General features: G+C 65.8%; 10 protein-coding genes and 1 pseudogene. 5 read left to right on the plus strand and 6 right to left on the minus strand.

Features of this window, described 5'->3' with window-relative positions; translation table 11 throughout:
* From AC1DRP_RS29540 to AC1DRP_RS29560, 5 genes are all read left to right on the plus strand, one after another.
* A partial coding sequence (locus tag AC1DRP_RS29540; RefSeq protein WP_476770340.1) for a LysR substrate-binding domain-containing protein occupies positions 1 to 569 on the plus strand: 569 nt, incomplete at its 5' end.
* 98 nt (positions 570 to 667) lie between these two features.
* Positions 668 to 1726 carry a D-2-hydroxyacid dehydrogenase gene (locus tag AC1DRP_RS29545; protein ID WP_441493666.1) on the plus strand — a complete coding sequence of 353 codons (1059 nt, stop codon included), beginning with the start codon at positions 668 to 670 and terminating at the stop codon, positions 1724 to 1726.
* A gap of 64 nt (positions 1727 to 1790) precedes the next feature.
* On the plus strand, positions 1791 to 3437 hold the full coding sequence (locus AC1DRP_RS29550) for an ABC transporter substrate-binding protein (RefSeq protein ID WP_476770341.1): 1647 nt from the start codon (positions 1791 to 1793) through the stop codon (positions 3435 to 3437).
* A gap of 64 nt (positions 3438 to 3501) precedes the next feature.
* Entirely contained in the window at positions 3502 to 4422 is a 921-nt protein-coding gene (locus AC1DRP_RS29555; RefSeq protein ID WP_441493664.1) for an ABC transporter permease, read from the plus strand.
* 33 nt (positions 4423 to 4455) lie between these two features.
* Positions 4456 to 5334 carry an ABC transporter permease gene (locus AC1DRP_RS29560; protein WP_476770342.1) on the plus strand — a complete coding sequence of 293 codons (879 nt, stop codon included), beginning with the start codon at positions 4456 to 4458 and terminating at the stop codon, positions 5332 to 5334.
* A 604-nt stretch (positions 5335 to 5938) separates the two neighbouring features.
* Here the strand turns inward: AC1DRP_RS29560 and AC1DRP_RS29565 are convergent.
* From AC1DRP_RS29565 to AC1DRP_RS29590, 6 genes and pseudogenes are all read right to left on the minus strand, one after another.
* Positions 5939 to 7522 carry an ABC transporter substrate-binding protein gene (locus tag AC1DRP_RS29565; RefSeq protein WP_476770343.1) on the minus strand — a complete coding sequence of 528 codons (1584 nt, stop codon included), beginning with the start codon at positions 7520 to 7522 and terminating at the stop codon, positions 5939 to 5941.
* An 8-nt stretch (positions 7523 to 7530) separates the two neighbouring features.
* Complete coding sequence (locus tag AC1DRP_RS29570) at positions 7531 to 8508, minus strand: aminotransferase class IV (RefSeq protein WP_476770344.1); 978 nt, start codon at positions 8506 to 8508, stop codon at positions 7531 to 7533.
* Positions 8501 to 9994, minus strand: a complete 1494-nt coding sequence (locus tag AC1DRP_RS29575) for a M81 family metallopeptidase (protein ID WP_476770345.1) — start codon at positions 9992 to 9994, stop codon at positions 8501 to 8503. Before AC1DRP_RS29575 ends, AC1DRP_RS29570 begins: the two co-directional genes overlap by 8 nt.
* Positions 9995 to 10093: 99 nt before the next feature.
* Entirely contained in the window at positions 10094 to 10987 is an 894-nt protein-coding gene (locus tag AC1DRP_RS29580) for an ABC transporter permease (RefSeq protein ID WP_476770346.1), read from the minus strand.
* Positions 10984 to 11710: pseudogene (locus AC1DRP_RS29585) on the minus strand (ABC transporter permease). Before AC1DRP_RS29585 ends, AC1DRP_RS29580 begins: the two are co-directional and overlap by 4 nt.
* A 5-nt stretch (positions 11711 to 11715) precedes the next feature.
* Positions 11716 to 12151, minus strand: a 436-nt coding sequence (locus AC1DRP_RS29590) for a histidinol dehydrogenase (RefSeq protein ID WP_476770347.1), incomplete at its 5' end; no start/stop codon positions are given.

Genomic DNA, 12151 nt, shown 5'->3' on the forward strand with positions numbered 1-12151 from the left:
CATTCAAGGCGCAGCATCCGGACATGCAGGTCGACATCGTCGTCGGTGAGCAGGCGATCGATTTCGCCCTCGACGCCGTTGATGTCGGCATCCGCTATGGAAATGGCGACTGGCCGGGCGTCAAAACCTATCGGATACTGGACGAAGAACTGGTGATTGTCTGCGCGCCGCGGCTGCTCGAGGGCCGCACGGCGATCGATCCCGGGGCGCTTCGGCCCGAACAGCTCATTCGCCACACTACCCGGATCGAGGCCTGGCCTGAATGGTTCGAGAACCTTCATCTGCCGACGCCGACGCCCGCTGGCCTCGGCTTCGAGCATTTCTTCATGGTGATCGAGGCGGCCGTGGTCGGCATCGGCTTTGCCCTGCTGCCGCGGTTCCTGATTCGGCGGGAGTTGGAGAACGGCGACCTCGTTATCGCGTCACCCCATATCCTGCGCCGCGAGCAAGGCTACTTCTTCATGTGCAGCCCGCTGCGCCGGTCCGAACCGAAAATCCTCGCCTTCCGGCGCTGGCTTCAGGGCGAGCTGTCAGCCCTAACGGCAGAAGGGCGTCCTCTTGAAATGTGAAAAATTCTCATGATAGTCATGTCCGCCGCCTGGATCTGTCCGACAATCAGACCGGCGCGCCGGGGTCGCCGCATGCCATCAACCAAAGTCCGCGCGCCATGACGTCGTCGCCCGCGCATATCGCGTTCATCACCTCGCCGCTGGAGAGCGAGCATGTCGAGCGCATGCGCGCGGCGGCACCCGCCGGCGTCGACATCATCTTCGCGCCCGATCTGCTGCCAATGACGCGCTATGTCGGCGATCACAAGGGACGCGACAGCTTCCGGCGTACCGGGGCGCAGGAGCGCCGCTGGCGTGAGGCGCTCGGACGCGCGACGATCCTCTGGGATTTTCCAACCGGCGCGGAGGATGAGCGAGGCCTTGCGCTCGCGCCGAACGTGCGCTGGGTGCAGACGACCAGCTCGGGGGTGGGACAGCAAGTCCATAGCTTCGGGCTTGCGCCGACCGACCTGATCGTGACCACGGCTCGCGGCGTCCATGCTGACGCGCTGGCGGAGTTCGCATTTCTCGTGATGCTTGGCCATGTGAAGGATCTGCCGCGCCTGCAGCGCGATCAGCAAGCACATCGCTGGGAGCGCTATTGCGGCGGAGAGCTCTCCGGCAAGACGGTTGCGATCGTCGGCGCCGGTAAGGTCGGCGCCCGCATCGCCGCGCTCGCGCGTGCGTTCGACATGTCRGTGACAGCGGTCGTCAACAATCCGTCGCCAGCGCGGAGCGCCGAATTGTTCACGACGGATATCTACGGCCAGCCGGACCTGCACAAGGCGCTCGCCAGCGCGGACTATGTCGTTCTCTGCACGCCGCATACGCCGCAGACCGAACGCATGCTCGATCGCATGGCGTTCGCCGCGATGAAACCCGGCGCCGTTCTGATCAACATCGCGCGCGGCCAGGTTGTCGATGAGGCGGCGCTGATCGCGGCGTTGTCGAGCGGGCGGATCGCGTTCGCCGGCCTGGACGTCGCCGCGGTCGAACCGCTTCCGCCGGGATCGCCGCTCTGGTCGATGCCGAACGTGCTGATATCCCCGCACTCRGCCAGCACCGCGCCGAGCGAGAACGGCAAGATCGTCGACATCTTCATCGAGAATCTCGGCCACTACGTCGCCGGCCAGACGGAGAAGATGATCAACGTGCTCGACAAGGCGCGCATGTATTGAGCCAAAACCTGCCGCGGCCAACGGCGCGCGCAGGATGCGGCGAAGAGGAACGAGGGAGGAGAGCATGATGAAAGCCCGGTGCAAAAGCCTGCTTGCTGCGTCGATCGCCCTGGGCGCCGCGCTGTCGGTGCCTGCCGCCGCGCAGGAGGCCAAGCCGCAATATGGCGGCGAACTCGTGCTCGCTGGACAGCTCGACAAGACGATGTTCCCCGGCCGCAACACGGACGCCGGCGGCATGGACGTTTACTTGAACGCCTGCGAGACGCTGGTCGAGCTGACAGCCGATCGTCAGATCAAGCCAGTGCTGGCTGAGAGCTGGACAACGTCCGAAGACAAGAAGACCGTGACGTTCAAGCTGCGGCCGGGCGTGCAGTTCCACGACGGCGCACCGTTTAACGCCGAGGCGGTCGCCTTCGTCTTCAACGAAGCACTCGCTAAGAAATTCCTTTATGTCAGCCTGCTCGAGGGATTGCAGAAAGTCGTCGCCGACAATGACGGTCAGGTGTCGTTCCAGATGTCGGCGCCGTCGGCAGCGCTTATTCCCAATCTCGCTTACCGCACGATGTGCATCTTTAGCCCGACTGCCTACAAGGCCAAGGGGGAGGAGGGCCTCGGCAGCAACATCATCGGCACAGGCCCCTTCATCAACACCGGATATGCGAAGGGCGAATACGCGCTCTTCAAGAAGAACGACAAGTACTGGCAGAAGGGCAAACCTTATCTCGACAGCATCCGCATCCTCTTCGTACCGGATGTGACGACGCGCCTCGCGATGCTGGAGAGCGGCGAGATCGACCGCGCCCCGGGCATTCCGAATTTCGACATTCAGCGGCTGGCCAAGGACAAGAGCATCGCGCTACGGACCATGCCGAGCCTGCAGCAGCATTATGTCGTMATCAACAATCTGGTGAAGCCGCTCGACGATCCCAAGGTGCGGCAGGCGCTCAACATCGCCGTCGACAAGGCCGGCATCGTGCAGTCCGTTTTCGCAGGCACCGGTGCCACGTTATCGCAGGCTCCGACATTATCGCCCGGCGTGTTCGGCTTCGCCGATATGCGCGAGCCCGGCAAGGACACGATCTTCCCGTTTGATCTCGCCAGGGCGCGGGCGATGCTGAAGGAGGCCGGATACGAGGATCGAAATGGCGACGGCTTCGTCGAGGACGCACAGGGCAAGACGCTGTCGCTCAAGCTTTATGGCCGGAAGGCTGGAACGGGCGACTACGAAATCGCGCAGCTCGTGAAGACGTTCCTCGAGAAGCTTGGCGTCAAGACCGAGCTCACGATCCTGGAGAGTGCGACGTTCAGCGCTGCGCTCTCTGTCGGTCCGAAAGATGCGAAATACGATCTCGCCGTATTGTCCTGGACCGTGCCGACGGCCGATCCAGACGAGCCGATGATGTATATGACGCATACCAAGGCGTGGAAGCCGGCCGGCGCCAATCGCATGTTCTTCTCCAATCCGGAGACGGACAGGCTGGCGGAGGCGGCGCATGTGGAGAGCGATCCCGCGAAGCGCGCCGAAATTGTGCGGCAATGGATGGCCGAACTTCTGAAGCTCGYGCCGGTCATCTACCTGCCGACGCTCAACCTGACCGACGCGACGCGCAGCTATGTGCATGGTGGCGTCTATCTGCCGTCGAATGTTTATGACGGGACCTTCGCCTGGATCGATCAAGCCGAGCGCAAGCGCCAGGGGATCAACCGCTGACGCTCATGAAAGCCGCTCTTCCTCCAATGCTCGCGCCGGCGGCGTGCCGGGAGCCTGACTGCGCATGATGAAGATGATCGCCAGCCGACTGGTCTTCATGATCGTTGCCGGGCTCCTTTTGTTGACGTTTCTGTTTTGCTTGTTCCATGCGATCCCCGGCGATCCCGCGCGCTTGATCGCCGGCGACAGCGCGCCGGAAGAGCTGGTCGCGAGCATCCGCACGGCCTACGGGCTCGATCAACCGCTTGGCGCGCAATATGTCGCCTACATGGGCAAGGTGCTGACGGGAGATTTCGGCGTTTCGAACTTCTCGCGTCAGCCTGTGCTCGCGATCGTCGGTCCGCGCCTGTTGAACACCGCTCTCCTGGCTGCCTGGGCGATGCTTTTCGCGACGACGATCAGCCTCGTCCTCGGCTCGCTCTCCGCCATGTACTGGAGCCGGCCGATCGACAGAGGCGTGTCGCTCGTCTCGCTCATCGGCATCTGTACGCCGATCTTCGTGTCGGGGATCGTCGCGATCTATTTTTTCGGGGTCTATCTGCGCTGGCTGCCGATCGGCGGCATGACCACCTGGCGTCACTACGTCATGCCGGTGTTGACGCTTGGTTTTGCGCAAGCGGCGGGCTTCACGCGCATGGTCCGCGCCTGCATGATCGATGCATTGCAGCGCGATTTCATCGTGACCGCGCGCTCCAAAGGCGTCCCCGAGCGCACGATCGTCTTCAAGCATGCACTGCGCAATGCATTGCTGCCGATCATCACCTTTTTCGGCCTTGGCCTCGGCAGCATGCTCGGCGGCGCCGCAGTCGCAGAATCGATCTTCAACTGGCCCGGCCTTGGCCGGCTCATGGTCGATTCGATCCTCACGCGCGATCTTCCACTGACCCAGGGCTGCATCTTCGTCTTCGCGATGATGTTCGTGCTGGTGAATCTGATCGTCGACCTGCTCTACCGCTGGGCGGATCCGAGGCTAGCCCATGATTGATCGGACAGCCTCGCCGCACCGGGCACGTGGCACATGAATCTGTTCAGGCACTATGCCCGCGATCGCGTCGGCCTTTTCTTCGGCGTGATCCTGGCCCTGTTCTACCTCGTCGCGATTCTCGCGCCGTGGATCGTTCCGTCCGACCCGCTGGAAACCAACCTGACGGCGGGGCTGTTGCCGCCATCCGCCAGTCATTGGTTCGGAACGGACCAGTTCGGGCGGGACACGCTGGCACGCGTGATCCTTGCGACGCGCGTGACTTTGCAGATCACGACGGCTGCGCTGCTGTTCTCGTTGCTGCTCGGCGTGCCGATCGGCATGGTCGTCGGCTATAGCGGAGGTCTCGCCGACGCGATCGTGATGCGCCTGACCGACATGATGCTGATCTTTCCGACGATCATGATCGCCATCGTGATCGTGGTCGTGGTTGGTCCGTCGGAAAGGGGCGTGGTGATCGCGCTTGGACTGTCGCAGCTCCCGAACTTCATCCGCATCGCGCGCAGCGCCGCTCTCTCTGTCCGACAGGAACTCTATATCGAGGCGGCGATCGCCGCTGGCGCAAGCTGGTCCGACATCCTGGTTCGACACGTGCTGCACAACATTTCCGCTCCGGTGATCGTCAAGGCGACCATCACGCTCCCCGGATTCGTGATCGGCGCGTCCTCGCTTAGCTATCTCGGCCTCGGCGTGCAGCCGCCGATGCCGGAATGGGGGCAGATGCTGAACGAGGCGAAGGGCTTCCTCACCCGCGCACCCTATCTGATTATCGGTCCCGCGGTCGCGCTATCCCTCTTCGTGCTCGCTGCGAACCTTGTCGGCGACAGCCTCAACGAGGCGCTTGATCCGAAGCTGCGCAGCCGCCGCCTTCTGCCGCTGGCGATGCTGCGCCGACGCCAGGGGCAGAAGCCATGACCGCGCTTCTCGAGGCAAGGATTTGCGCGTCCAATTCGTGACGCCGTCAGTTCCACCCGCTGAATTCCAGTCATCAAGAGAGCAGTCGTCGCGTTCTGCGTCGCCCTCCCTGTCGTCAGAGCCGCTCGTCGAAATTTCTTCGGCTAGGAGCATATCCTTCGAGAGCAGGCCCGCATCCTCGAGCCCTTCCAGGTCGGGCAGGTCGCGCAGTCTGGCAAGACCGAACACCGGGCGGCCGCTGCCTGCAGCGCTGAGGCATCCTGCGACAACCTGCCAGCACTCTCCTCATCGATTCCAGGCACGCCGGCCTTACCCAATTGCAGACATTCCGAAGGTAGAGGCTGGGCCACTTTTGCCCATCGGCCGGCGCGCCAACCGGGCAGCCCGAAAGCAGACTCCCTGGATGTCGGGAAAGGGCAAACTCCGACCACCCGACGCCGATCTCCATGGGTCTCAAATGGGTTGGGACTGCGCGTCGAGCAGATCCAGCCGGTGCTGGCGCCGAGCGGACAGGGTGAAGCGCGGCCTGACCAGCCCCAGCCGGACCTGATGCCAAAACCCGCCGGATCGCTCCGGCGGGTTTGCTGTGGCTGCGGACCGAATGTCAGCCCCGGCGGACGTTCCAGAACAGGGGGGAGGAGGCCGTCAGGATGCCCTGCAGGTTGCGGCGATAGGCGGTTTTTGGGATGATCTGGCCGAGCGGCGCGACAGGCACGGTGGTGAGCGCGCTGCGCTGGACATCGTCCAGCAGCTTTTGCGCCTGGGCCTCGTCGGTGCTGGCCAGCCATTGCGCCGTCAGCGTCTCCATCTCCGGGCTGTCATGCCAGCCAAACCAGCCGGACGCGCCGGCCCCGCGGATATAGAGGTTTTCCGCCGGGTTGGTGACGGAGGAGCCGGGCCAGTTCGTGTGGAAAATGCTCCAGCCGCCGCGCTCCACTGGCTCCTTCGAGGTGCGCCGCTGGACGACGGTGCCCCAGTCCATCGTCTGCACGTCGACATTCAGGCCGAGCTTCTTCAGCAGATCGGCCGTGATGTCGCCGAGCGGGGCGATGAGCGGATGATCGGCGGCGTGAAGCATGACGATCTTCTCGCCCTTGTAGCCGGAGGCCGCGATCGCCGCCCTGGCCGCCTTCAGATCGGGCGGCTGCTTCATGATCTCGGCGCCGAGCTCCTTCACCCCCGGCAACCCGCAGGGGAACATCGCCTGGCAGGTGCGGAAGCTGCCGGTATCGCCGGCCATCACCGTCTGCATGTAGTCATCCTGCGTCACGGCCGAGAGAATGGCCCGCCGCAGTGCCGGATTGTTGAACGGTGCCTGCTGATGGTTGAAGCGCATCCCGAGGATCAGGCCGTAAGGGTCGAGCGTGCTGGTCGCGATCTCCTTGTTCGAGGTCAGCGTCGACATCAGGTCGGGCAGGGGGCGTTCCCACCAATCGACCTCGCCGCGCTGCAGGGCGCCGGCCGCCGTCGCCGGGTCGGTGATGACATGCCATTCGACGCGGTCGAAATTCACGCGCTTGCCGCCCGACGTCCAGTTGGCCGGCTCCTGGCGCGGCACATAGCCCTCGAATTTCTCGTAGACCATGCGCGAGCCCGGCACGAACTCGTTGGCGACGAAGCGGAACGGCCCCGATCCCACCATCTCCTTGACCGGCGCCATCGGGTCGGAACTGGCGATCCGCTCCGGCATGATGAAGGCGGCCGAGGAATGCGGCTTGCCGAGCGCGCGCAGGAATTGCGGGAAGGGCCGCTTCAGCCGCACGCGGATCGTCTTGTCATCGACCGATTGCCAGTCGTCGACGACCGCGCCGAGCGCCTGGCCAAAACTGTCGCGCATGCTCCAGCGCTTCAGGCTGGCAACGCAGTCGCGCGCCCGCACCGGCTCGCCGTCATGGAATTTCAGGCCGTCGCGCAGTTTGATCTCATAGGTCCTGCCATCGTCGGAGACCGTGGCGCCGGCCGCCATCTGCGGCTGCGGCCGCAACTGGTCGTCGACGGCAAAGAGATTGTCGAACACGCAATAGCCATGTGTGGTCGAGACCGCCGCCGTGGTCACGATCGGGTCCAGGATCGCGAGGTTGGTTTCCGGGATGAATTTCAGCGTGCGCGCCGCCGTGCCCTGGGCGATGGCGGGGCGGGCAAGCGCGGCGGCGCCGGCCGTGGCGATGAACTGACGTCTGTTGAACATGGCAGGTCCTACTCCGAGGCAGAAGGGGCGGGGACGACGTAGTCGACGGGTTCACCGAGCCAGCCATCGGCGCGGCGTTGCCAGTAGGCGGCGTGGATCCGGGCGGTGAACGGGCCCGGTCCGTTGCGGATGGCCCTGGTGCCGACCGAGGTGACCGGAAGCACGCCGCCGGCGGTCGTCGTCAGGAAGATCTCGTCGGCCTCGAGCAGCGCGGCGACCGGCACGTCGGTGGCCTCGACCGTGATGCCGAGCTCGGCGCAAAGCTCCATCACGGTGCGTCGGGTCATGCCGTCGAGCATGCCGCTGCGCGGGGTCAGCAGCGTCTCGCCCCTGCGGATGAAGATATTGAAACCCGGACCCTCCAGGACATGGCCCTGGCCGTCGGTCAGCACGACGGTCTCGGCGCCGTGGTCGAAGGCCTCCAGCAGGCCGAGCTCGAAATCGAGCCAGTGGTAGTGCTTGACCATCGGGTCGACGGAGTTCGCCGGCACGCGATGCCGGCTGCCGACATGGAGATGCAGGCCGCGCTGCTGCACCTCGGGCGTCGCGATCCAGACATAGGGGATGCAGAAGGCCTGGAAACGCTGGGTGCAGAGCCGGATGTCGCGGCTGCCGATCGGCGGCCGGCCGCGCGTCAYGATGATCTGCACATAGGCGTTGTCGAAGCCGGCGGTCGCGATCAGGGCGTGGACCGCGCTGTGGATCTCCTCGCGGCTGAGCGGCGAGGTCATGCGCAGGCGCTCCAGCGAGCGCCAGAACCGATCGAGATGGTCGTCGAGGCGAAACAGCAGCCCGTCCCAGGCCGAGATCGTCTCCTGGCAGGCATCCGAGCGCAGAAAGCCCCAGTCGAGCAGCGGCAGGGTGGCTTCCGCCACCGGCACGATCCTGCCGTCGATCCAGGCCGTGCCTTCGGCGAAGCGCGGCTCGATCGGCGGGCGGTTGCGGCTGCGCGTCGGCGCCGGCCAGGAAAGCAGGGGGTCAGTCACGGCTCATCTCCATGAAAACGGGTTGCGCCTGGTCGTCGCAGGGCCAGAACGGGCGCTGCTTGACGTGCCAGTCGATGCTGGCGAGGTTGGGGTTCGTCGGGCCCGCGCCGCCGACCATGACCCAGGAGGTCCCGGCATCGAGCAGGGTGCGAAAATTCATCGGGTTCTTGAAAACCACGATCTTGCAGTCGCTTATGTCGATGCCCGCGGCCCGGTATTGCTCGTCCGCATATTCGTAGGTCGCGTGGGTCGGCACGACGATGCGGAGCCGGCCGGCCCGGAGCACCGCGGTCGGTCCCATCTGGCCGGGCGTGCCGGCGCTGATGCCGGCGGAATAGGTGAAATGGCCGTCATGCAGGCTCTCGACCACCGCCTCGACCGCAACCGGCGGATGGAAGCGCGGGTCGAGCGCGGAGCCGATCGCGGGGCGGATCGGCTGGCCGACGCCGAGCGCGAAGGCCTTTGCCGCCGCAGCGGGATCGACGACCAGCACGGCCGCCTCCACATCGAGCCCGGCGCGCAGCAGGGCCGCCAGCACGGCCGGCGCATCGCCGKGCGCGCCGCCGCCGACGCAGTCGGGCGCATCCGAGATCAGCACCCGCTCGGGACGGGCGACGGCCTCAGCGACGGCCTCGTCGGGAGACAGGCAGGGGATCTCGAAGGCGCGGCGACGGTCCCACATCGCCTGCACGATCTCGCCGGCCACCGCGGTGGCAGCTGCCGGGTCGGCATCGGTCACGGCGACGCCTGCGATCCCGAGACCGTCGATATCGAGCCAGGGCTGGACCGGAAAATAGCTCGCAGCGAGCGCGCGCCCGTCCGCCTCGATCCGGCGCGCCAGCTGGCGCAGCTCCGCCATCGGCGCATCGCCATGGGTCGAGCCGCCGGCGACGGGCAGGAGCGCGTCGATGCGCCGGAGCCGGGTCACGGGCCGGATGCGGCCATGCAGCGCGCCCGCCAGCAGTTCGGCCGCGCGCCGCCCGGTGCCATGGGCATCGACATGGGGATAGGTTTCGTAGCCGACGAGGATATCGGCATTCCCGGCCATGCGCGGCGTGACATGGGCGTGCAGGTCGAGGCTCACGGCAATCTTGATGCCGGGGCCGAGCGCCGCGCGCAGCGCCGCGAGCAGGGCGCCCTCGGGATCGGTCTCGCCMTCGCAGATCATCGCCCCGTGCAGGGCGAGGAAAACGCCGTCCACCGGCTCTCTCAGGATGCCGGCGACGATGGCCTCGAAGGTCTCGCGGTAGAAGGCGCCCTCGACGACGCCGCCGGAACCGCCATGGGCGACGAGCACGGGAACGATCTCCAGCCCCTCCTTGCGCAGCGCCTCGAGCGCGCCGGTGACGGCAAGGTCGCGTCCCTCGATCGCAGGCAGTACGGCCTCGCCTTCGACAAGGACCTTTCGGGCGAAGCTGTCGCGCCCGTTGATCTGCTGGGAGAGCGTGTTGCCCTCGAATTCAAAGCTGGCCAGTGCAACGCGCATGAATGTCCTTCCCCTTTATTGTTGGATTGCCGGCAATGCTTGCGGTCAGGGCCGGAGCCGATCCGGGGCCCCGTCCGGATCATTGGGTTCGCGTTCCCCTCACAGGCTCTTGGCGATGCGCGGATCGAGCGAGTCGCGCAGGCCGTCGCCGAGCAGGTTGACCGCCAGGACCGTGATCGAGAGAAAGATCGCGGGAAACAGCACGATATGCGGCCTGACCTGCCAGAGCGCCCGGCCTTCGGCCATGATGTTGCCCCAGGACGGCGTCGCAGGCGGGATGCCGGCCCCGATGAAGGACAGGATCGCCTCGATGATCATCGCGCTGGCGCAGATATAGGTCGCTTGCACCAGCATCGGCGCCATGGTGTTGGGGATGATGTGCCGGATGATGATCCGCGGCGCCCTGGCGCCACTGGCGACGGCAGCCTCGACATAGGGCTGTTCGCGCAGCGAGAGAACGACGCCGCGTACGAGTCTGGCAACGCGGGGAATTTCCGCCAGCGTGATCGCCAGGACGACATTGCCGACCGAGCCGCGCGTCAGCGCCATCAGGGCGATGGCGAGCAGGATCGGCGGGATCGACATCATGCCGTCGATGGCGCGCATGATGACGCCATCGGCCTTGCGCACGAAACCGGCGAGGACGCCGATCGCCAGGCCCGCCAGCGAGGCGAGCGCCGCGACCGCAAACCCGACGACGAGCGAGACGCGGGCGCCATAGACGACGCGCGAATAGACGTCGCGCCCGAGCATGTCGGTGCCGAACCAGAATTGCTCCGAGGGCATCCGGGTCCGCCGCGCCGGCGAGATCTGGGTCGGGTCGACCGTCCAGAGCAGCGGCGCCAGCACGGCGATCGCGACCATGGCAAGCAGCAGCCCGCCGCCGACCGCGACGGACGGGTGCCGGCCGAGATAGCGCAGGAGACGCTGCAGCCGCGAGGGTCTCGCGACGAGCCGGGCCCCGCCCGCCTCGGTGCCGGTGAGCGCGGTCAATAGCGTATCCTCGGGTCGACGATGGTGTAGGCGAGGTCGATCAGCAGGTTCACCAGCACATAGACGAAGCTGAACATCAGGATGACGCCCTGGATGACGGGATAGTCGCGCTGCAGGATCGCATCGACGGTCAGCCGGCCGAGACCGGGAATGGCAAAGACGCTCTCGGTGACGACCGCGCCGCCGATCAGGAGCGCGATGCCGACGCCGATGACYGTGATCACCGGCACGGCGGCGTTCTTCAGCGCGTGCAGGAACAGGACATTGCGATGGCTGACGCCCTTGGAGCGGGCGGTGCGGATATAATCCTGCTGCAGCACTTCGAGCATCGTCGCCCGGGTGATGCGGGCGATCAGCGCGATATAGACGAAGCCGAGCGCAAGCGCCGGCAGGATCAGGTTGCTCAGCCAGGGCCAGACACCCTCCGCGAGCGGCGTGTAGCCCCTGCGCGATCAGCAGCGTGACCGGCCGCGCCGTGAAGATCGAGGTGCCGAGATCGCCCTGCACGACGCGCCAAGCCCATTCGCCGAAGCGGATCAGATAGGGCCGGTCGAGGCCGAGGCTCTGCCGGATGCGCTCGACCTCGGCCGGCGAGGCCTGGTCGCCGGCGATCACGGCGGCGGGATCGCCCGGCGCGATATAGAGCAGCGAGAAGACGAAGAGGGCGACGAAGGCCATCACCGGGATGGTCGCGACGATGCGCCTGATGATGAAGGAGAGCATCGGGGCTATTCGGCCGCGGCGCCGTAKGGGATGTTGCGCCCGCCGAAGCGGCGGACGCGAATATTGGCCTGTTCGGCATGGCCGACGAAGCCTTCCATGATGCAGAGCCGCGAGCAGGCTTCGCCGATCAGGACCGAGGCCTCGTCGGTCGCGATGCGCTGATAGGTGCAGGTCTTCAGGAATTTCCCGACCCAGAGCCCGCCGGTATAGCGCGCCGCCTTCTTGGTCGGCAGCGTATGGTTCGTGCCGATGACCTTGTCGCCATAGGACACGGTGGTGCGCACGCCGAGGAAGAGCGAGCCGTAATTCTTCAGGCGATCCTGGAAATATTGCGGGTCCGCGGTCATGACCTGGACATGCTCGGAGGCGATCCGGTCGGATTCTTCGGCCAGTTCCTCCAGGCTGTCGCAGAGGATGACCTCGCCATAATCCTCCCAGGCC

The sequence above is a fragment of the Allobosea sp. 01N443 genome (assembly GCF_056399325.1).

What these genes read in the sequence shown, in the direction of transcription:
- AC1DRP_RS29555 (WP_441493664.1), top strand. Translation starts at nt 3,502, where the DNA reads ATGATGAAGATGATCGCCAGCCGACTGGTCTTCATGATCGTTGCCGGG.
- AC1DRP_RS29560 (WP_476770342.1), top strand. Translation starts at nt 4,456, where the DNA reads ATGAATCTGTTCAGGCACTATGCCCGCGATCGCGTCGGCCTTTTCTTC.
- AC1DRP_RS29565 (WP_476770343.1), bottom strand. Translation starts at nt 7,522, where the DNA reads ATGTTCAACAGACGTCAGTTCATCGCCACGGCCGGCGCCGCCGCGCTT.